Annotated in this window: 22 protein-coding genes; 14 read left to right on the top strand and 8 right to left on the bottom strand. The window is 57.3% G+C overall.

Annotated features, from left to right (window positions below; translation table 11 throughout):
• Position 1: 1 nt before the first annotated feature.
• The 7 genes from JNB91_RS28300 (at position 2) to JNB91_RS28270 (ending at position 7,678) form a co-directional block, all read left to right on the top strand.
• Positions 2 to 1,087 (top strand): protein-glutamate methylesterase/protein-glutamine glutaminase, encoded by a 1,086-nt coding sequence (locus JNB91_RS28300; protein ID WP_220328791.1) that lies wholly within the window; start codon positions 2 to 4, stop codon positions 1,085 to 1,087.
• On the top strand, positions 1,087 to 1,953 hold the full coding sequence (locus JNB91_RS28295) for a CheR family methyltransferase (protein ID WP_220328790.1): 867 nt from the start codon (positions 1,087 to 1,089) through the stop codon (positions 1,951 to 1,953). The genes JNB91_RS28300 and JNB91_RS28295 overlap by 1 nt, the downstream gene beginning before the upstream one ends.
• Positions 1,954 to 3,912, top strand: coding sequence for a chemotaxis protein CheA (locus JNB91_RS28290; protein ID WP_220328789.1), 1,959 nt, complete (start codon positions 1,954 to 1,956; stop codon positions 3,910 to 3,912).
• Positions 3,909 to 4,163, top strand: coding sequence for a hypothetical protein (locus tag JNB91_RS28285; protein WP_220328788.1), 255 nt, complete (start codon positions 3,909 to 3,911; stop codon positions 4,161 to 4,163). The genes JNB91_RS28290 and JNB91_RS28285 overlap by 4 nt, the downstream gene beginning before the upstream one ends.
• 95 nt (positions 4,164 to 4,258) lie before the next feature.
• Positions 4,259 to 4,645: a response regulator gene (locus JNB91_RS28280; RefSeq protein ID WP_220328787.1), complete on the top strand. Its 387-nt coding sequence runs from the start codon at positions 4,259 to 4,261 to the stop codon at positions 4,643 to 4,645.
• Positions 4,642 to 5,280: a chemotaxis protein CheX gene (locus tag JNB91_RS28275; protein WP_220328786.1), complete on the top strand. Its 639-nt coding sequence runs from the start codon at positions 4,642 to 4,644 to the stop codon at positions 5,278 to 5,280. Before JNB91_RS28280 ends, JNB91_RS28275 begins: the two co-directional genes overlap by 4 nt.
• Before the next feature lie 31 nt (positions 5,281 to 5,311).
• Positions 5,312 to 7,678: a PAS domain-containing hybrid sensor histidine kinase/response regulator gene (locus tag JNB91_RS28270; RefSeq protein WP_220328785.1), complete on the top strand. Its 2,367-nt coding sequence runs from the start codon at positions 5,312 to 5,314 to the stop codon at positions 7,676 to 7,678.
• Positions 7,679 to 7,706: 28 nt separating this feature from the next.
• Here JNB91_RS28270 and JNB91_RS28265 read toward each other — a convergent pair whose 3' ends face one another.
• Positions 7,707 to 9,752 (bottom strand): response regulator, encoded by a 2,046-nt coding sequence (locus JNB91_RS28265; RefSeq protein ID WP_220328784.1) that lies wholly within the window; start codon positions 9,750 to 9,752, stop codon positions 7,707 to 7,709.
• Positions 9,753 to 10,138: 386 nt separating this feature from the next.
• Between JNB91_RS28265 and rpsU the strand changes: the two genes are divergently transcribed.
• Together rpsU and JNB91_RS28255 are read left to right on the top strand one after the other, a co-directional pair.
• Complete coding sequence (gene rpsU / locus JNB91_RS28260) at positions 10,139 to 10,381, top strand: 30S ribosomal protein S21 (protein WP_220328783.1); 243 nt, start codon at positions 10,139 to 10,141, stop codon at positions 10,379 to 10,381.
• Between the two features lie 70 nt (positions 10,382 to 10,451).
• On the top strand, positions 10,452 to 10,688 hold the full coding sequence (locus tag JNB91_RS28255; RefSeq protein WP_220328782.1) for a hypothetical protein: 237 nt from the start codon (positions 10,452 to 10,454) through the stop codon (positions 10,686 to 10,688).
• Positions 10,689 to 10,953: 265 nt separating this feature from the next.
• Here JNB91_RS28255 and JNB91_RS31350 read toward each other — a convergent pair whose 3' ends face one another.
• The 3 genes from JNB91_RS31350 to JNB91_RS28240 all read right to left on the bottom strand — a co-directional run bounded on the left by JNB91_RS31350 (position 10,954) and on the right by JNB91_RS28240 (position 13,556).
• Positions 10,954 to 12,228 (bottom strand): diguanylate cyclase, encoded by a 1,275-nt coding sequence (locus tag JNB91_RS31350; protein ID WP_220328781.1) that lies wholly within the window; start codon positions 12,226 to 12,228, stop codon positions 10,954 to 10,956.
• A gap of 464 nt (positions 12,229 to 12,692) precedes the next feature.
• Positions 12,693 to 12,989, bottom strand: coding sequence for a DUF982 domain-containing protein (locus JNB91_RS28245; RefSeq protein WP_220328780.1), 297 nt, complete (start codon positions 12,987 to 12,989; stop codon positions 12,693 to 12,695).
• Between the two features lie 96 nt (positions 12,990 to 13,085).
• Positions 13,086 to 13,556 (bottom strand): Hsp20 family protein, encoded by a 471-nt coding sequence (locus JNB91_RS28240; RefSeq protein WP_220328779.1) that lies wholly within the window; start codon positions 13,554 to 13,556, stop codon positions 13,086 to 13,088.
• Between the two features lie 455 nt (positions 13,557 to 14,011).
• On the opposite strand from JNB91_RS28240, the gene JNB91_RS28235 reads away from it, so the two are divergent.
• On the top strand, positions 14,012 to 14,257 hold the full coding sequence (locus JNB91_RS28235) for a hypothetical protein (RefSeq protein WP_220328778.1): 246 nt from the start codon (positions 14,012 to 14,014) through the stop codon (positions 14,255 to 14,257).
• Positions 14,258 to 14,338: 81 nt separating this feature from the next.
• Here JNB91_RS28235 and JNB91_RS28230 read toward each other — a convergent pair whose 3' ends face one another.
• The gene (locus JNB91_RS28230) at positions 14,339 to 15,070 is read right to left on the bottom strand and encodes a Crp/Fnr family transcriptional regulator (RefSeq protein WP_220328777.1); all 732 of its coding nucleotides are present in this window, start codon (positions 15,068 to 15,070) and stop codon (positions 14,339 to 14,341) included.
• A gap of 265 nt (positions 15,071 to 15,335) precedes the next feature.
• Between JNB91_RS28230 and JNB91_RS28225 the strand changes: the two genes are divergently transcribed.
• Complete coding sequence (locus tag JNB91_RS28225; protein ID WP_220328776.1) at positions 15,336 to 15,575, top strand: hypothetical protein; 240 nt, start codon at positions 15,336 to 15,338, stop codon at positions 15,573 to 15,575.
• 48 nt (positions 15,576 to 15,623) lie between these two features.
• Entirely contained in the window at positions 15,624 to 15,842 is a 219-nt protein-coding gene (locus tag JNB91_RS28220) for a hypothetical protein (RefSeq protein ID WP_220328775.1), read from the top strand.
• 196 nt (positions 15,843 to 16,038) lie between these two features.
• Here the strand turns inward: JNB91_RS28220 and JNB91_RS28215 are convergent, their stop codons facing one another.
• Complete coding sequence (locus JNB91_RS28215; RefSeq protein WP_220328774.1) at positions 16,039 to 16,833, bottom strand: SDR family NAD(P)-dependent oxidoreductase; 795 nt, start codon at positions 16,831 to 16,833, stop codon at positions 16,039 to 16,041.
• Between the two features lie 125 nt (positions 16,834 to 16,958).
• Between JNB91_RS28215 and JNB91_RS28210 the strand changes: the two genes are divergently transcribed.
• A complete protein-coding gene (locus tag JNB91_RS28210) occupies positions 16,959 to 17,900 on the top strand; it encodes a GlxA family transcriptional regulator (protein WP_220328773.1) in 942 nt (313 codons plus the stop codon).
• A gap of 112 nt (positions 17,901 to 18,012) precedes the next feature.
• Here JNB91_RS28210 and JNB91_RS28205 read toward each other — a convergent pair whose 3' ends face one another.
• On the bottom strand, positions 18,013 to 18,213 hold the full coding sequence (locus JNB91_RS28205; protein ID WP_220328772.1) for a hypothetical protein: 201 nt from the start codon (positions 18,211 to 18,213) through the stop codon (positions 18,013 to 18,015).
• Positions 18,214 to 18,389: 176 nt separating this feature from the next.
• On the bottom strand, positions 18,390 to 18,533 hold the full coding sequence (locus JNB91_RS28200) for a hypothetical protein (RefSeq protein ID WP_220328771.1): 144 nt from the start codon (positions 18,531 to 18,533) through the stop codon (positions 18,390 to 18,392).
• A gap of 226 nt (positions 18,534 to 18,759) precedes the next feature.
• On the opposite strand from JNB91_RS28200, the gene JNB91_RS31805 reads away from it, so the two are divergent.
• A partial coding sequence (locus tag JNB91_RS31805; RefSeq protein ID WP_220328823.1) for a DUF2934 domain-containing protein occupies positions 18,760 to 18,884 on the top strand: 125 nt, incomplete at its 3' end.

Raw genomic sequence — 18,884 nt, 5'->3', positions numbered from 1 at the left:
CATGATCCGTCTCCTGATTGTTGAAGATTCCGCCCTGATGCGGAAGTTGCTGGGCCAGATTTTCGGCGCTGAGCCTGATTTCGAGATCGGGTTCGCCCGCGATGGCGATGAGGCGCTGAAGATTATATCGAACTTTCGCCCCGACGTGGTGACCCTCGACATCCACATGCCGCGGATGAATGGCCTTGAATGCCTCGATCGCATCATGCTCGAACATCCCTGCCCAGTTGTGATGGTATCCTCGCTCACCGAAGAGGGTGCGGACGAGACCTTCGCAGCCCTTGAGATCGGCGCCGTCGACTTCATCGCAAAGCCGAGTGGCGCCATTTCACTCGGCATCGAGGAACTGGCACCCCGCCTGATAGAGAAGGTCCGCATTGCAGCCTCCGTGCGCATCCGGCGCAGCAGGCGCCTCGCCGAACGCGTCCGCCTCGCGCAGTCCCAACCCTCTGCGGTAATAAGGGTATCCAAACCCCGAGAGACCGAGCCCCGTCACGTAGCCGAAGGCAGGACAGGCCACGGCCTTGTCCTCGTCGGCACTTCGACAGGTGGCCCCCCGGCGCTGGATGCGGTGCTCGCCCGGTTGCCGTCCGGGTTCGAATGGCCGGTGGTGGTGGCGCAGCATATGCCGGCTTCCTTCACCGGCGCCCTCGCCCGGCGCCTCGACAAGATATGCGCGATGACGGTGTCGGAGGTAACTCGGCCAACAAGGCTTGAGCCGGGCAATATCTATATCGCCCGGGGTGACGCAGACATCCTGATCTCTTCCCGCGCCGGAAATTTGGTGGCAATGGCGGCGCCGAGCGACCCAGAGTATCGCTGGCATCCGAGCGTCGATCGGATGGTACGCTCGGCGATGAAGCATGTGCCGGCGAAAGCGTTGATCGGCGTGCTGATGACCGGCATGGGAAATGACGGGGCAGCGGCCATGACCGACCTCAGATCGGCCGGCGGTTACACGATTGCCGAGGCGGAGGAGACTGCTGTCGTGTGGGGAATGCCGGGAGATTTGGTGCAGCGCGGCGGGGCAACCGAGGTGAAGCGGCTGGATCAGATCGGCCAGCATCTGCTGGATCGGGTCTGCTGATGACCATGCCACCGATCGCTTCGCAGGAATACCGGGTGGAGCCTCTTTCTGCGGGCGACCTCGAGGAAATCTGCGCCCTCATCTACAAGAGCAGTGGCATGGTGTTCGGTGAAACGAAGCGATACTACATCGAGCGTCGCATCACCGATCTGGTACGACAGCGGGGGGCACAATCGGTCAGGGATTACATCTCGATATTGCGCGGCGATCTCGGTGAATCCGAACTGCTGATCAACAGCTTCACGGTCAACGAGACCTATTTCTATCGCGAACCCCACCAGCTCGCATGCCTGAGCAACTCGATCCTTCCAGACCTCATCCGTGCGAAGGGCCCGGGTGACCGTATCCGCATCTGGTCCATGCCCTGCTCCAGCGGCGAGGAACCCTATTCCATAGCAATCTGGCTTCTCGAAAACTGGCCGCTCGTGGATGCCTACAATATCGAGATCGTCGGCTCGGATATAGATACCGACATCTTGCGCCGCGCCGTCGATGGCAATTTTGGTCAGCGGTCGCTCTCGAAGCTTCCCCATGAGCTTCTCGACCGCTATTTTGAACCCCAACAGGACCAGCAGCGTCAACTGATCAGCGACCTCAGGGAATCCGTCACCTTCGCCAAAGGTAATATCGTCGATCGTCAGAGCCTTAACGCGCTCGGTCGTTTTGACGTGATCTTCTGCCGCAACCTGCTTATCTATTTCGACGAGGCGGCCCGCGAGGCTGCAGCGCGAAACATTCATGAAATGCTCTATCCGGGCGGCTATGTATGCCTTGGCCATACCGAGTCCATGTCCAGGATATCTGAGACGTTCGAACCAGTGCGTTTTCCCGATGCCATCGTTTATCGAGAAACGAGAGACAAATAGATGGATGAATTGATCGAACAGTTCGCCATCGAGGCGCGCGAGCTCGTCCAGCAGGCCTCGGACGACCTGATGGCGCTCGAAGCGGATGCCGGCAATCGAGAACATCTCAAAAGCGCCTTCCGAGCAATCCATACGCTGAAGGGCTCGGTCGGCCTCTTCGAGCTGGGACCGATGCAGGACGTGCTGCACCACGCAGAGGATCTTCTGTCCCAGGCTCGGGCAGGCACCATCGCTGTGGATGCGACCTTCATAGATCCGCTTCTGTCGGTGGTCGAATGGGTGGATGACAGCATCGACGCGATCGTCGAGACCGGGCATCTGTCCGACGCTCACGACAAGCAGGCCACGCGGCTTCTCCGGCTTTTGAACAGCGAGATGACCGAACGCGAAGCCGACGAACCGACCGCCCCCTCGAAAGTGATACCGAATTGGGCCCTCTTGCTCGCCGAACGCCTACCCTCCGCCGACACCTCCGAAACAACGATCGCCATTCGCTACGAGCCGCACCCGGAATGCTTTTTCAACGGTGACGATCCTCTGGCGACAATCTCACGCCTGCCGGATCTTCGACATCTGTCACTTTCCCTCAGAGAGCTGACTCTATCTCTGAAGGATTACGATCCTTTCCGTTGCAACGTGGTGATCGAGGCCATCTCTGGTGGACCGCTGTCGAAACTGGAAGCCGCGTTCCGGCTCATCCCCGATCAGGTGACGCTGGTAGAGTTGCCGCAGTCGGATGATCAGCGGCCGTCTGCCCCAACAGACACGGTGCCGGAACGTCTCGCTGATCGCCAGAAGACGATGCGGGTGGATTCGGCACGGATCGACCGGCTGATCGAGATCGCCGGTGAATTGGTCACAGCCAAGAACGGCCTCGTGCCACTTGCCGAGCAAGCGCGAGGCCACGGTGATGGCGCGCTTGCCAGAAGCATCGGCTCCAGCCATGAGGAGATCGAACGGCTGGTCGCGTCCCTCTACAGCGCCGTGACCCATGCGCGGATGATTCCCCTCGAGCATACCTTCCGCCGTTTCCCACGACTGGTCCGCGAAACGTCAATGAGGCTCGGCAAAACACTCGATCTGGTGATCGAAGGCGAAACCGTCGAAGCCGACAGGGAAATTGTAGGCAACCTGTTCGAGCCACTCCTCCATCTCATTCGCAACGGGCTCGATCACGGTATCGAACCGGAAGGCGAACGGTTGCAATTTTCGAAGCCGGCGAGAGGGCGCATCCTCCTTCGAGCGCGAAAGCGGGGCGATCAGATTGAGATCGACGTGATCGACGATGGCCGTGGCATGGACCTCGAACGCATCCGCAAGACCGCCGTGGACCGCGGCTTGATGACCGCAGCGCAGGCCGCGGTTCTGCCGGACCGCGAAGCAATGCAGCTCGTTTTTGCACCGGGCTTTTCGACCGCTTCAGACGTTTCGGACCTCTCGGGGCGAGGCGTCGGCCTCGATGTCGTGCAGCGTTCCATCCAGCGGCTCGGCGGTATACTCGACATACAGAGCGCGCTCGGATCGGGTACGACCTTCACTTTCAGGGTGCCGATCAGCTTCTCGATGACGAAGCTGATGGTCGTCGAAGCAGGCGGAGAACGTTACGGCATCCCGATTTCCGACATCCTCGAAACCCAGAAACTGCCGTCAGCGGCCGTTCAACCGATCAGGGCCGGCCGCGCATTCATCCTGCGCGATCGCACCATCCCCTTGCTTGATCTCGCTGACCTTCTCAAGATCCCGCGCGCCAAGGGCGCCTGCGCGGACCTGCTTGTTCTGGTAGTTCGGGCCGGCGATGACCGGATCGGCGTGGTGGTCGATGCAATTGCTGAGAGGACGGAAACCCTGACGCGGCCCCTGTCGGGCGTTTTGCAGGGTGTGCCAGGCATAGCCGGCACCACCCTGCTCGGCGACGGTAGAGTCCTGCTCGTCCTGGATCTCGAGGAGCTAATAAAATGACTGTTCAGGTCGATGAGAAGGCTATCCGGTTGACCGGGCAATGCGGCGTCGAGGAAGTCGAAACGCTGGTGGGCTACATGTATCGCCATCCTGACCTACATATTGATCTGAGCGCCGCGACGACGATCCATACTGCCATTTGGCAAGCCTTGATGGTTTTTCGTCCGAATCTGATAGGATTTCCGGTATCATCCTCGACTTCGGACAAAATATTGAGTGAAATCGACGCTTATTTGAGGCAGGCACGCTGACTATAGGCTATTCAAGTCGCGTGATGTTCGTCATGTGAATAAGTGTTGCGGCAGATGAGCGATGTATAGGATCGCCCAGGTTTGTGGGGTATGAGATGACGGTCACGGTTTTGGTCGTGGATGACAGCAAGCTGGCTCGTATAGTGGCGGGTAAGGCAATCGCCGCTTTGCAGCCTGATTGGACCCGTGTCGAAGCCGGTAGCGCAGCTGATGCGTTGAGTCTCGTCGGCTCCCAAAGTATCGACGTGGCCATTCTGGATTTCAACATGCCCGACAAGGACGGACTTGAACTGGCGTCGGAACTGCGTTCCGCCCATCCTCACATGCCGATCGCCGTCATTACCGCAAACGTTCAGGACGAGATCGTCGCCAGGGTGCGTTCCCTCAACGCCACCTTTGTCGCTAAGCCTGTAACCCAAGATGCGCTCAGCCCATTCATCGCGGGAGCCGCGCTCAGGCTCAAGAAAAAGGCCGGCGCATGACCGCCGATACGGTTGATCTGGACGAACTCGAGCGCGACGCGCTCACTGAACTCGTCAACATTGGCGTTAGCCGCGCGGCCGCCAGCCTTCGCAAGATGGTCCATCGCGAAGTCCTCCTGTCGGTACCTTCGGTCGAGATCGTCACCCGCAAGTCGGCCGCGTCCCTTATCGGCCAGCGGGAGAGCGAATCGCTTGTAGCTGTCCAGCAGCAGTTCGAGGGTCCTTTTTCTGGCCGGGCACTGCTGATCTTTCCGCAAAGCAACGGTCTTTCACTGGTGCGCGCTATCGTCGGCGATGACATGGAAGAGGCCGAGCTTCTCGACATGGAAGACGAAGCGTTGGCCGAAACTGGCAACGTCATTCTTAACGGCTGTTTGGGCTCTATGGCGAACATGCTGCGACATGGGTTGAAAATGTCGCTGCCCGATGTCCGCCGGGGAGACAGCACGCTGTTGTTTGAGGACTCCGACGGCAGGGGCGATGGAGGCTTCGTGCTTTTCCTCTATATCAACTTCTCGGTGCGAGAACGCGATATCCGTGGATATATCGCGATGATCATGGATCTGCCATCTTTGGAAAAGTTGAAACAACTCATTGCCGATTTTATCGAGCGCGTGATGACCGAGACTGAGTGAGCATGAGCTTGATGAGTGTGGGCGGAGCGAAATGATTGAAAATGCGAGCGGTCCGATCGCCGAACACTTAGACTCAGAAATGAACGCTGCTCAGCGACGCCTGCAGTTGGTGCTCGATGCCGCCGGCGCAGTCGGCGGCTGGGAATGGGACATCGCCAACAAGCGCCTTGTTGCGGATGCGCGTTTTGCGACGATTACGAACCAGGATCCGGTCGAGCTTGCCGATGGCGTCTCGACCGATCGTTTTTTCGTGTCAATACATCCAGATGACCTGAAACGCGTCAAGATCGCAGTTGCGGGCATTCTCGCTGGTTCGGAAGTTTTTTCCAAAGAATATCGGCTGGTCCGCGCCGATGGTGGCTATCGCTGGGTTCGCGCCAGCGGCAGGGCCGTTCGCGACGATGACGAGGAGCCGGCGAAATTCATCGGAACGTTGATAGATATCACCGAACAGAAGCGTGTCGACGAGCAACTTCGCATTGCTCAATCTGCAGGCGGGATCGGTACGTTCGAATATACCGTCGGGTATGGGACGATCAGCGTTTCGGAACAACTTTGCAGGCTGTTCGGCTTACACCCCACCAAAATTCTGCCGGTGAGAACGCTTAACAACTTTATCCATCCTGACGATGATCCGATTATCGATCTTAGTGCTGCAGATGAACTTCAGAGCGAGGGGAACAAAGAATTTCGCGTCAAGCGCGCTTCCGATGGAAAAGAGCGTTGGCTTGCGCGCCGTGGTGAGTACGTCGATGACGTCCACACCAGCGGCCGTCGTTATGTTGGGGTTATCTTTGATATAACTGAAGCCAAAGAAACGCAGCAAAGCTTGCGACAAGCGAACGAGGCGCTCGCCGAGGTCGCGCGCGAGAGCCTCCGTGAGCGCGACCGCGTCTGGAAGAACTCTCGCGACTTGCTCGTCGTGATCGATACAAAAGGCGTGTTTTTGGATGTCAGCCCATCATGGCTGGAGATCCTCGGTCATGCGCCGAAGGAAATAATAGGCAAAAGGGTACTAGACAGCGTTTGGCCCGAGGACCGCGACCAGACGCGTTCCGAACTAAATAAGGCGGCAGACAGCATCCACACTGAACTCGAGGTGAGGATGACTCATAACGATGGCTCGCCCCGGATCATCTCATGGATGACGTCCCGCGAGGGCGATCGTGTCTACGCGTACGGTCGTGATGTGACGCTCGAGAAGCAGCAAAAGGCTATCCTGGAAGATACAGAGCTGCAGCTGCGGCAGGCTCAGAAGATGGAGGCCGTTGGGCAGTTGACTGGCGGTATCGCGCACGATTTTAACAACATGCTGACGGGGGTGATCGGAGCTCTTTCGATCATTAAGCGGAAAATAGCAGCCGGCAGGACAGACGATCTTGACAAGTTCATCGATGCCGCGACTTCGTCCGCACATCGGGCCGCATCGCTAACGCACCGCCTCTTGGCGTTTTCTCGGCGCCAGTCCCTCGACCGAAAATCTGTCGATGTGAAGCAACTCGTTGCGTCGATGGAAGAACTCTTTCAGCGCACCCTCGGTGAGCAGATCGAACTGGCAATCAACGTCGATGAAGAAACATGGAAGGCCGAGACTGATGTCAATCAACTTGAGAGCGCCATTCTCAACTTGGTGATTAACGCCCGCGACGCTATGCCTGAAGGCGGCCAACTGACAATTGAAACAACGAACGTTGCTTTCACAGAAGCTGATCTCGTCAAGGGCGAGACGCTTCAACCTGGAAGTTACGTCGTGATCGCCGTGAGTGACACCGGGACAGGGATGTCTCAGACAACCATCGATAAGGCGTTCGATCCGTTTTTCACCACGAAGCCGATCGGTCAGGGAACTGGCCTTGGCCTCTCGATGATCTATGGCTTCACACAGCAGTCCGGTGGCCACGCTCGGATTTACAGTCAGCTGGGCCTCGGAACCACAATTAAGCTCTACCTTCCCGCAACCCGTGAAACAGAAGCACAGACTTCATTGGAAAAGGAAGTCGAAGTTGCCCTTCCCAGGGGTGAGGGCGAGACAGTTCTTGTGGTCGAAGATGACGATTCGGTTCGCATGCTTCTCGTCGATACACTCAAAGAGCTCGGGTATCGTGTGATTGAAGCGGTCGACGGCACACGAGCTTTGCCCATTATCGAAGGCAAAGGCCGGATCGATCTGGTTGTTTCTGATGTGGGTCTTCCAGGCCTGAACGGCAGGCAACTCGCCGAGATAGCCATTGCTGCGCGACCTGACCTGAGTGTCTTGTTCATCACTGGCTACGCAGCGGCCGCTGCAGCGCGTGCCGAGTTCCTCGCACCCGGCATGGAAATGATCACAAAGCCCTTCGCAATCGATGATTTTGCTCAGAAGGTAAAAGAGATGCTGACAGCTTCCAGTAGCAGATAAGCTGGCATCGGATCACTGCGTCGCACACTTAAGATCGCGTGGATTGATCGAAAAGAACAACGTTTGTAAGATCAGGCACCGCCGTCCGAGCGACCGCAAATGCGGCGGCGAGTTCTTTTGCCGTGAAAGGCTTGGTGATAACAGGTCGAGCCACGACAGCACCCGCTTCAAGCTTATCGCTATAGCCAGTCATAAGCACGACTGGGAGTTCCGGCCTCCGGCGAGCAATTTCCTCGGCGAGCTCGATGCCTGACAGGCCTGGCATCATGACGTCACTGAGTACAGCGTCAAACCCAGTGCGGCTCTGCATCAGTTCGAGCGCTTCCGATCCGCTGCGCGCCGTGATGATATCGGCAACCAACCCATCCAACGCGAGACGGGCGGATTCCAAAGAAGCAGGTGTGTCGTCTACGATCAACAGACACTTTGGAAAATCTGCTGGCGATGCGTTCCCGCCAATCAGGCTCCCGGCATTTGACCTTGGCAGAAATAGCGTGAAGGCGCTGCCTTGGCCCAGGAGACTCGCTCCCCGGATAGTGCCCCCCGAACCTATGGCGAAGCCGTGGACCTGCGTCAAACCGAGCCCCGGGCTTTTGTCGTCCTTCGTTGAGAAGAAGGGTTCAAATATCCGCTCCAAGTCAGAGGGGGAAATGCCGCTACCTGTGTCACCGACCGTGATCGCAACGACTGGTCCCTTTATCCTTTTGTCCTCAAAAGATCCCTCCGGAACGTTACGAGCGCTGACCGATACCCTTCCCCCGTTCGCCATCGCTTCCCGGGAGTTTGTCAGCAGGTTTATGAGCGCGATTTCGAGCCCAACAGGATCGGCGTGGATCGGCCAGATATCGGTGGGAAGGTCTATGTCGAGCAAAATGCTGTCGTTGAGGGCTTGCTTGAGGAGCGGGGCTATCTCCTCAAACTTAGCCGAAAGCTCGATGTGCTCGGCACCTTGGTTCGACCGCTTTGCGAACGACAGGAGACGGCGAGTGATGTTTTTTCCTCGGATCAGGCCTTCTTTCATATGGCTCAGAAGCCGCGTGATACGCTCCTCGTCGTTCCTGCGCCGCTCGATTCCCTCAACGCCGGACTGAAAAACCATGAGAAGGTTGTTAAAGTCATGAGCCGCTTGACCTGTCAGCTTTCCCAAAGCGTCCATGCGTTGCCAGTTGGCGACACTTTCACGTTCGACGGCCCGTGCGCGCAGCTCGCGGTAAAGCAGCAGAGTAGCAAGAGCGCAAAGCATTGCAATCAAAGCTCCTGCAGCAGCAAGTAGCAATATTGCCTGTTGAGCTGGTCGCTCGAAAATCACCGACGGCAGCCCTACACGCACACGCCACTGTGTACCCTCGAGCAACGCACTGGCTGTCTGAAGACTGGAGCCGTCGAACAACTCGAAACGTTCCCCCTCGACGGCACCTTCGAATTCGGAAGCAGGCCTTCCTTCAAGGTCGGATACAGCGGTGGCAGCAACGAGCCTGTCATGACGGTCAGTAACCCAGGCTGACCAGCCTTTTGGAAGCCCGCTGTCCCTAAGAATGCTCGCAATCATTTCTGGGCGGACAACAGCCGAAAGCACCGCTTTGGTCCGATCGTTGCGTTGGATGGGGACGCGCACCGGGAAGGCGGCCTTGCCCCCTGCACCTATGACTACGTTTCCAACGACGCCTGTGCCCGTCTTCAACACTCGTTCGTGGCTCTCCTGATCGACCACCTTTCGCCCTGCGGAAGCAGCGAGCGCGGGATAGGACAACACGATGTCACCTTCATCATTACTGACTCTGATCTGTTCCCACTGTGGTGCTTTAGCCTTCAGGCGGCGGGCGGTTTCGGCGAAACTGCTTCGAGAAACGGGCAGATCCAGTCGGGGTGACTCAGCGACTAATGAAAGAAGCTGGATCTGGGTTTCGAGATCACGCTGGACGGCTGAGGCGAGCAACGACGCTCGATCCAGAAGCTCGTCCGCAATAGCCGTCTGCCATTCGCGAATGACAAACCAGCCCATCAAAGCGGCCAGCATCAGCATCGGAATAAGAGCGGCGCAAAGCAGAAGAAATACAGGTCTGGCTTTGATCAACAGAAAACCTCAAGTTTCACTGCCTGCTAAATAGCCCATTAACGCATCAGAGCAAGCGGACGGAGGCCCTGACGGAAGATTATCAGCGGAGAGCAGAGAGCAAAAGTGTCGAAAGCTCACGTTTGGTCTTGAGCCGATACGAACCGTTGACACGTCATTTGGGTGGCTAACTTCCAGAAGGGTATTCAAGTTCGACCAAAGGTTCACTCCTCACACTGGCAACTATTGGACCGGAAGAAAACTACCGCAGAAGAGGGGAGGCACCGGCGCGAGGCTAAAGCCGAAGCTTGCGACAGTACAATTCGTCCAGGGATCGACCATTGCAATCTGCGCGAACATGCGTTTATCGATTGCCCCGAGCCGATTTCACCACACTAGGAGCCACCGTGCTTATCCTCGTCCGAGACAACAACGTCGACCAAGCCTTGCGCGTCCTCAAGAAGAAACTGCAGCAGGAGGGCATCGTCCGGGAGATGCGTTTGCGCGAGCACTTCGAGAAGCCCTCGGAAAAGCGCGCCCGAGAAAAGGCAGAAGGCATTCGCCGCGCCCGCAAACTCGCTCAGAAAAAGCTGAACAGGGAGATGGGTCTCGGTCCTGCGAGAAAGTCGAGACCGTCACGATCTAAATAGTCCCCCCTTGACTGCGCGAGACCCGTACGTTGCCAGCCAATGCATCGCCATATCCATCCGGTGACAAACAATGAATTCCCATCAGCCGCACTCCGAACGCTCCGAACTCTCTGGCCGTTACACCGACAATGGGATTACCGTCCTTGTGGAAATCTTCCGGCCCGCGGGCGCAGATGATTGGCGGATGGAAGTGACAAGCCTAGAAGACCAGGTCACCGACTGGAATGAATCTTTCGCGTCGGCTCATGAGGCATGGGAAGAGTTCATCTATGTCGTCAATACGGAGGGGATCGCAGTTTTCCTTTAGCGCTTTCCGACGTCATCGAGGATGAGCAAATTGACAATCGACAGCGACAGACGGCGAATGATCTTCGATCAGGTTCGCACCAAGGCGATGTCACGGGGCACGCCTATCGACGATGACCCCGAGTTCCTGGCTTGGGTAGAGCTGTGGATCAGTGGCGAGTACGAGATGTCCGACCTCAGGTCTAGATACAATGATCTCGTCGCACGTCGATCCCCGCGATCAAAGTCTGCCGCTGGTCCTATGGAACCCGCTTCCTCCGAAGCAACTACCCGGGACGCCGACTGAACCTGACGGCGTCTTTCCCGGCAGCCTTCGCATCGTATAGAAGCGCGTCGGCCTCATTCAGGAGCTCGGATACATCACGCTTTTCGCTCGTCCAGATCCCGCCTATGCTCGTGCGAACGTCGGCGATCTCATTGGACATTGGGATAGGCTCCCTCATCCGTGCAAGGATCCGCTCGGCCGCCGCCTCCCCCGTCAACTGATCACCCGCGACAACCACGACGAATTCATCCCCGCCCGTGCGTGCCACAAGATCCCGGTCTCTGACGGCTGAGGTGAGGCGCGCGGCTGTGGTTTGCAGGACGACATCTCCCATTGCATGGCCATGAGCATCGTTGACCTCCTTGAAGCCATCAAGGTCGAGTGCAAGGACAGCAAAACCATCGGCAGACCGTAATGCCGCAAATTCTATCGACAGACCACGCCGGTTCAGCAATCCAGTCAACGCGTCGGTGCGCGCCGTCTCCTCCAGCATCTCGATCCGGCGTCGTTCTTCGGTAAAATCGATTGCCATCCCGACAATCTTCACCGGTCGGCCATCGCTGTCACGCAAAAGCCGCCGATCGCAACGCATCCAGCGTTCGCCGTGGACGGTGTCCAACCGATATTCGGCGACATTCTGATCGAGCTCACCAGCAATCAGCGGTGTAAGATCGGCCTTGGCGCCGTCGTTGACGTTGACCCTGTTGACGTAGCGCTCAAGATCGAGCCGCGCCGCCGTCGGGCCTCCGATAAACTGAGCCAATCGATCCGACGTCTCGAACTTGCCTGTCAGGATGTCCATCTGCCAAAAACCGCCACGAACAGCTTCAAGCGCCAACTCAAGCTGCGCCGCCCGCTCGGCGAGCTGACGCTCGTGCGCCTTGTGGCGGGTGATATCCTCTATCTGCGATATGAAGCGAACGACCTTGCCCGCAGCATCGCGCATCGCGGCAACATGGATCATGACGTGAACGACCTCGCCAAATGGCCGGAGGTAACGCTTCTCGATCGTGTAGCCGTCGCGCCTTCCCTGCAGCACCTGCTGGAACAGAATGAGGTCCGCCTCGATATCGTCCGGATGGGTAAAGTCCCTAAAATGCGTTCCCAGCACCTTTTCGAGCGGAAGCGATAGTAACTTGGCGAAAGCCGCGTTGCCGCGAATGATGCGCCCCTCAAGATCGACCAGAGCGATCCCGATCGGAGCATTTTCGAAGGCAAAGTCGAACAACGCCAGGCGGGTTTCTGGATCATCGGCCGTATACGGTTCCGCTACCATCTTTCCTCCAAAGACAAGAGCTTCACGGCGATAGGTGTGTTTTAGGGGATGATAATCAAGGTGACGGTCAGCTTTACCGCCCAACGGCAGGCTGCATTGGCGTCGGCTCCTTGATGTCAGACACCTCCGAAATTATTTCGGGCCTCGTCGGAATAATCGAAGGCGCTAATATGGGCGACCTCCGGGACCGGTAAGATCAGGGAGGAAAACATGAACAGAGGGAGCCGGGGTCTTTCCACGAGCGACATGCGCATACTGAGAACGCTGTTGGGCCGTTACGCGGCGCGGTACCATCTCGCTGGACCAGAGAAAGACGACTTGATCGAGCGAACGTTTCAGGCTTTGGCGAGCAATCCGAAAATTTTCTTCGAAATCCCGGTTGAAAAGGCAGCCGCAGAGACAATGCACCGGATCTACACCGGCCACTAGAGCGGTAAAAATTTCTCAGCTTTTCCTTCGGACGATCACGCCCCGCTGATCTTCGCGCCAGTGTCACGCCTGCGATGGGGCGGAACATCTTCTAGCTCGGCAAGCTTATCGTTCTGCTTCAGAAAAATACGAAAGTTCTCGCGGACCGCGTCGATCGGCCAGTGACCGTTCGCCGCTTCACGACAGTACCGGACAAGAGTCTCGTAAGCGAGATTGCGCTTCTCCATGGGCCATTCGTCGAGAAAATCGAATACGTCATCCAGTCCGGTGATCTCCTGCACGAAATACCGGCGCTGTGCGTAGACGGGCTTGTCAAATTGAGCGAGCAACATGGCAACCTCCTTCGTTCGCTCGATACCGATTGATGACTGAAGCCGGCCCTGATCGGGCCGACTGATAGCGATCGCTAATTCTTCCTGGGCCTTCGGTCAGGCGACCTTACGGTCGGGTTCGAGCCGGAGCGGCTCGCTAGCGGCTGAAGCGACGCCGATTTCGATCTTGCGCGGCTTCATGGCTTCCGGCACCTCCCGCTTCAGGGCGATTGTCAGCAGGCCATTCTTTAGATCGGCCCCTTCCACCCTCACATGATCGGCAAGCTCAAATTTTCGCTCGAAAGAACGACTGGCGATGCCGCGGTGGAGATACTCGCCTTTGAGCTCTTCGGCTTTCCCGCCCTTGACCACCAGGACATTACACTCTTGGGTGATATCGACATCGCCGTCGCCAAAGCCTGCCACCGCCATCGTGATACGATAGTCGTCTTCACCAGTCTTGACGATGTCATAGGCCGGCCAGGTCTCAACCGCGTTAAGGCGCTGCGTATTGCTGAGCAGTTTGAACACGCGGTCGAAGCCGATGCTCGAACGATAGAGCGGGGCAAAATCAAGTTCAGTTCTCATAACCATATCCTCCGTAAAGCAACATGGAAGGAAGCGGGGAATCCGCATCCTCGGTCAGCCGACCCCCGGTTGGCCGTCGGCGCTGACCGATTTGGTTTTTGAGATTTTGTCGTTCAAGACCCCGCTCGAAATTTTTCCAGCTCATCTGAAATCATCTTGTTCGCTGAAAATGCGGTCCTATTTCGAGTCGCGATCTTCGCTTTGGGAGCATCGGGATGGATGATGCAATGACCGAGATGTTTTCGGACGCCGACATTGAGATTTTACCGCCGGCGCATAACACTGAACACGAGATGGCCATTTGCCTCTGCTGCTGTCGCCAGCGTCCCAACTCCGCCATGGACGAAGACGGCTGCGGCATTTGTGAGGAATGCCTGGCGCCTTAACCCCTCGAGAGGAAAACGAGTGCTGCACTCCGGCAGCAAACTGAAGCATTGGCTGAAAGGAACATGAAGATGGCTGGTATCACCGATTGGCTGGACGATCGCGTGCAGGAAATCATTCGCGACCCGGGCCTGCACGAGAACAAGGCCGATTTTCGCGATCAGGCGAAAACCTTGGTGGAGTCCGCCGAAGCAGAAGGGTTCACGGTGGCCGAGATCAAGGAAGCTTGTGGTGGAGACGTGGAGCGATATCTCCTCGATCAGCAGAACGCGATGACCGATGTCGACCGACAGCAGAGATTGGCCGACGACGCGTAGCTGCCGAGGCTATATTCGGACGGTGACCGACGGCATCAGCCGGCTGACGCCGACGTCAGTCTGGCGGGTCGGAAGAAAAGTTCAGTCTCCGGCAACTGCCTGAGGTTGATCAAGGATTCTCCGATAAAAGTCTTCGGTACGGCCATAACTAATGCCTGCCTTGGCTCTCAATTTCTGGCGATCCCGCACGTAAATGTGGCTGCGGCAGCCTCTGATCATGCCATCACCCTCCAGCAAGGCGACAGCGTCCGTCACTCCAGATCTTCTGACATCAAGCAATGCTGCCAGGCGCTCATGAGTGATGAACAATGTATCCTCTTCAGAGCGATCGTGAGCCATCAGAATCCAACGGGCGAGCCTTTGGGTGATGGTAAAACGCCCCAGAGATGTCGCGGTGTCAGCAATCTGCAACATACACACATGCGCATATCGCAGCATTGTCGATCGAAGCGATGGGCATTCATCCATGGCTTTAGCCAAGCGATCTAGAGGCAGACGATGAGCCACTCCGCTTATCTGGACAACGGTGCGCAGAGGCGTCTCGTCAGACCCCAAAATCGCAGATACCCCCACTATTCCCTCCGATCCAATCTGCGATACCTCAAGAAACCGGCCGCCAGTTGTTGCCATCGTCACGACGGCCATTCCCTGCTCGATGAAGTGAACGTGTTCGAAATTTGCGCCGGGTATCACGAGCACATCTCCAGCGCAGAGCTGCACCACTTCAAGATCATCGTCAAAGTGATCCAACTCGTCTGGAGGAACACATCGCAGAAGCTGATTGTGAAAGCGATTGGATATGAACGATGCCATCATGTCTCCTCCGTTTCGGCGGGAGACAGAGCCTCTCAAAGTGCCTGCGCCAGAACGATCTGCGACACCGTGAAAGGAAGAATAGTGCGCCTTCGTACGATAGCAAGTATGTCTCATGTTTATGAAGCGTACGGAGCCGTACAGTGTTAACGCTCGACACGTCGCCCGCTTTGATTGAATGTCAGTACATCATCAGCAACCGATCGTGTAGGCGCTGGTGGCCGAGAGTTTTCAAGTGCTCCCGCCTGCAAATGGAGGGGGCACCATGCTCAAATCCTCTCATGAGCCACAAGGCCAGTTCGATACAACGTCCCTCAGGCCGTTGCTGAAGCGATACTCGTTGCGTTATTTCCTTGCCGGACACGAGCGTGAGGCGCTGATCGACCGGACGCTTGCTGCGCTCGCCGCGGATCCAGACCTTGCATATGAAGCCCCGATCGAGAGAGCGGTTGCCCGGATCATGCACAAAGTATTTACCGCAAATCTCAGTCAGCATCTCGAATGAGTGCAACTTCGCCGTCATCCCGCGGTTCGCCGGGCGATCGGAGCAGATATGGTTGAAATCGACCCGCAAAGGCTAAGGGCTCTGATGCGCCACCTCGGACCGATTGCCTGGCGCGTCACGCCTTCGGGCGTTGGCATGAAAACGGGCAACTTGGCAGTCTCCCGAGGGCTGGCCGAAACGCGTGGCGAAGCCGGTAAAAACCGCCAATACCGCCTGACGCCGGCCGGCCTTCGCTACCAACGTGGGCTCTCAACAACCGTCGACTAGCCGGGCTAAGGAACGCCACCCGCGCCAAGCCACCGTCTGACCGAGTTCGATCACGGCATCCGTGTTTGTCACTGCTCGATGTTACCGCTTCTTAAGGGATGATGCCCATCACACCATCCCTTTTTTTGCCATAGCGGATTTGGTTTCGCCTACGTTCTCTAGCTCTTTGCGTGCAGCAGACTTTCTTAGCCAGGCCTCAGGCGACGACCTTAAATCGGGGAGCCGAATGGGTCGCGGAAAGCTGCGGGCCGAGTGCACGGCGGGCGGTCTCGAAGGCATCCCACAATTCGACGTCCTTGAGCGCTGGTATCGTGTTGGTTTCGCCCTGATCGAACCCAGCAAGGGCAGCGTCAACCATGTCCTCTGCCTGCATGACGATCTCAGTCGGGAGATGCTCGACCGGCAAACCACCAAGTGCCCAGAAATCTGTCCGTGTGGCGCCCGGCAGAACTGCCTGTGCACGAATGCCTTTATCTGCCAGTTCATGGTTCAGCGACGTGGTGAACGCCTGAACAAAGGCCTTTGTCCCGCCATAGACGCCGTTGAGCAACTCCGGCGCAACTGCGACAATGGATGCGATATTGACAATGGTGCCGCCACCACGGACGACAAAGCCGGGGACAGCGGCATAGGTCAAGCGCATCAATGCAGTGACATTGAGGCGGATCATCGCCTCCATCCGCTCCACATCGCTTTCCAGCAGCGAGGTATGCGTGCCGATCCCCGCGTTGTTCACCAGCGCAGTTATGCTTGCGTCCTCGCGCAGCACCTTTTCGACTGCAGCAAGATCGGTCGCGTTTCCGAGGTCTGCAGCCAGAACTTCGACCGCCCGCCCCGTCCGGTCCGAAATCGACGAGGCGAGTGACTGGAGTTTATCCTTGTTGCGGGCAACGAGGATGAGGTCGTAGCCGCGAGTGGCAAGCCGGTCTGCGTAGATTGCGCCGATCCCGGTTGAAGCACCTGTGATGAGGGCAGTTCCCTTGGTCGTCATTGGTCGGTTCCTTCCTTGATGATGAGAGCGTCGTCGCTCTCGATAAGGATGTTATGGACCGAATGGCCGTTGTCCGATATGACGTATAAACTACGTTTTTCGGTCATCGTGTTGTAGAGGGCGGCATGCCTCATGTTTCCATGGTTTTGACACAAGGCTTCCAATTCCTGGCGCTGGGCGTACAGGCGGCCTTCGAGTTGGCGAATGGATTGAAAGGCGAAGATTTTTATACGCTGTCGATTTCTTCCGTCGAAGGCGGCCCAATCACGTCTTCGAGCGGCTTTGCTGTTCCGACAATCAAATTGGGAGAGGTCGGTCCCGTCGACACGCTGCTGCTGTTGGCCGGTCTTGCACCGCCTCCGCAGCAAGAAGAGGCAACACTGGCGACACTGCGGGATCTGGCGAAACAATCCCGGAGGGTTGCAGGCCTCTGTACCGGTTCGTTTCTTCTTGGCCAAATGGGCTTGCTCGATGGACGCCGCGCAACCACGCACTGGTCTTATGCCCACGAGATGCGCAAAGCCTTTCCGAACGTACGCGTGGAGGATGACCGCATCTTCATCAATGAGGGGCCGGTCTGGACATCAGCGGGCCTCACTGCCGGGCTGGACCTTGCCGTGGCGTTGATTGAGAACGACCTTGGGCGGGACCTGGCAGGCGCAATCGCACGTCGCCTGGTGATGCACCATCGCCGCGGCGGGGGCCAGTCTCAGCATTCGGAATTACTGCAGATTGCGCCAAGCAGCGATCGTATCCAGAAGGCGCTGATCCATGCTAAATCCCATCTTTCCGACACGCTCACTGTTGACGAACTGGCTGAAGTCGCGGCGCTATCGCCACGTCAGTTCAGCCGTGCATTTCGTTCGGAAACGGGCCAAACGCCGGCCAAGGCGGTTGAGCAGATGCGTCTTGAAGCTGCTCGATTGATGCTGGAAGAGACACGCCATCCGATGGACCGGATTGCGCAGGAGACTGGCTTTACCGACCTTCGCCGCATGCGCGAAGCGTTCATCCGGCAATATGGGCAGCCCCCGCAGACAATCCGGCGGCTGGCCCGGGTAGCTTGATCGTTGGACGGCGCGGTGTTGATGTTCTTGCCGACAGATATGTCCGGTTCAGTGAGGCGCTGACGGGTGGCAGGCTGCGTCGCGACTGTCGTCTTCGTAGCACTGAGTACTATCAGATGGCTGGCACCCATTTCCAGAAAACGCCTTCCATCCTTTCCGGGTAGTATTTAAACTCGCACTCGAAACGTTCTGCGTAGGCCTGTGCCCGTTCCAACGCCTTGGCGCTTACCGGGTTCATGCCGGTGCCCTCGTCAAACCAGTCTTCAAGGAGATCGTCAGGCACGTAGACGCCTACGCGCAATGGAAGCAACATCAACGCCTTCCCAAATTTTCTGGCGGCAAATTTTTCATCCTCCTGCTTCCACGTTTCTTTCCACCGGAATTCAGCGTGAAACGAGCTATCTCTGAGCGTCTCCGGCTGGATGGCGCGACTCAGCGGCGGAGCGGAGATAGCGCCCCTCTATTGTTGCTTCCCCTCGTCGAAGGAAATCAACGAAACCATTTTTCGGCGGCGATTAGAAGCTCACGCTCATCCGTGACACCGTCCTGAAAAAGCCGGACCAGCAACATCGCCAATTCATCGGGATGTGTATCATGTTCTGGTATGACTTGAGCAAATACGCGCTCGAGCATTGCCAGATCGGCAGGCCTGAGTATTACATTGGCTGGTAATCTTCCTCGCATGCGATGACGGTACCGACATATCTCGCATTTCACAACAGCGGATGTCGGCACGATCCCTGGTCGCAACAGATGTGCCAAGTCCGCAGCCCGTCCACCCCTCATAACGGTGCGGGAACTTCCCTCATAAACGTCAATTCGGCGAGCGTGTGGATTCGTATAAAATTGGGAAGAAGATATGCCAGAACAACGGGAAGAGTGGATCACAAAGCGGGCATATGAGCTTTGGGAACAAGCTGGACGTGCTGACGGGCACGACCACGAGCATTGGGCTGAAGCGACCGCAGAATGGGAACGCCTGCA

Source organism: Aliirhizobium wenxiniae (assembly GCF_019511445.1).
GTDB classification, from domain to species: domain Bacteria; phylum Pseudomonadota; class Alphaproteobacteria; order Rhizobiales; family Rhizobiaceae; genus Neorhizobium; species Neorhizobium wenxiniae_A.
The sequence above is the reverse complement of the archived record's forward strand: the minus strand, read 5'-3'. Positions and strand labels throughout refer to the sequence as shown.

Excerpts from the sequence above, each read along its gene's own strand:
- JNB91_RS28300 (WP_220328791.1), top strand. The coding sequence starts at position 2 with ATGATCCGTCTCCTGATTGTTGAAGATTCCGCCCTGATGCGGAAGTTG.
- JNB91_RS28295 (WP_220328790.1), top strand. The coding sequence starts at position 1,087 with ATGACCATGCCACCGATCGCTTCGCAGGAATACCGGGTGGAGCCTCTT.
- JNB91_RS28290 (WP_220328789.1), top strand. The coding sequence starts at position 1,954 with ATGGATGAATTGATCGAACAGTTCGCCATCGAGGCGCGCGAGCTCGTC.
- JNB91_RS28285 (WP_220328788.1), top strand. The coding sequence starts at position 3,909 with ATGACTGTTCAGGTCGATGAGAAGGCTATCCGGTTGACCGGGCAATGC.
- JNB91_RS28280 (WP_220328787.1), top strand. The coding sequence starts at position 4,259 with ATGACGGTCACGGTTTTGGTCGTGGATGACAGCAAGCTGGCTCGTATA.
- JNB91_RS28275 (WP_220328786.1), top strand. The coding sequence starts at position 4,642 with ATGACCGCCGATACGGTTGATCTGGACGAACTCGAGCGCGACGCGCTC.
- JNB91_RS28270 (WP_220328785.1), top strand. The coding sequence starts at position 5,312 with ATGATTGAAAATGCGAGCGGTCCGATCGCCGAACACTTAGACTCAGAA.
- JNB91_RS28255 (WP_220328782.1), top strand. The coding sequence starts at position 10,452 with ATGAATTCCCATCAGCCGCACTCCGAACGCTCCGAACTCTCTGGCCGT.
- JNB91_RS31350 (WP_220328781.1), bottom strand. The coding sequence starts at position 12,228 with ATGGTAGCGGAACCGTATACGGCCGATGATCCAGAAACCCGCCTGGCG.
- JNB91_RS28245 (WP_220328780.1), bottom strand. The coding sequence starts at position 12,989 with ATGTTGCTCGCTCAATTTGACAAGCCCGTCTACGCACAGCGCCGGTAT.
- JNB91_RS28240 (WP_220328779.1), bottom strand. The coding sequence starts at position 13,556 with ATGAGAACTGAACTTGATTTTGCCCCGCTCTATCGTTCGAGCATCGGC.
- JNB91_RS28235 (WP_220328778.1), top strand. The coding sequence starts at position 14,012 with ATGGCTGGTATCACCGATTGGCTGGACGATCGCGTGCAGGAAATCATT.
- JNB91_RS28230 (WP_220328777.1), bottom strand. The coding sequence starts at position 15,070 with ATGGCATCGTTCATATCCAATCGCTTTCACAATCAGCTTCTGCGATGT.
- JNB91_RS28225 (WP_220328776.1), top strand. The coding sequence starts at position 15,336 with ATGCTCAAATCCTCTCATGAGCCACAAGGCCAGTTCGATACAACGTCC.
- JNB91_RS28220 (WP_220328775.1), top strand. The coding sequence starts at position 15,624 with ATGGTTGAAATCGACCCGCAAAGGCTAAGGGCTCTGATGCGCCACCTC.
- JNB91_RS28215 (WP_220328774.1), bottom strand. The coding sequence starts at position 16,833 with ATGACGACCAAGGGAACTGCCCTCATCACAGGTGCTTCAACCGGGATC.
- JNB91_RS28210 (WP_220328773.1), top strand. The coding sequence starts at position 16,959 with ATGCCTCATGTTTCCATGGTTTTGACACAAGGCTTCCAATTCCTGGCG.
- JNB91_RS28205 (WP_220328772.1), bottom strand. The coding sequence starts at position 18,213 with ATGTTGCTTCCATTGCGCGTAGGCGTCTACGTGCCTGACGATCTCCTT.
- JNB91_RS28200 (WP_220328771.1), bottom strand. The coding sequence starts at position 18,533 with ATGCTCGAGCGCGTATTTGCTCAAGTCATACCAGAACATGATACACAT.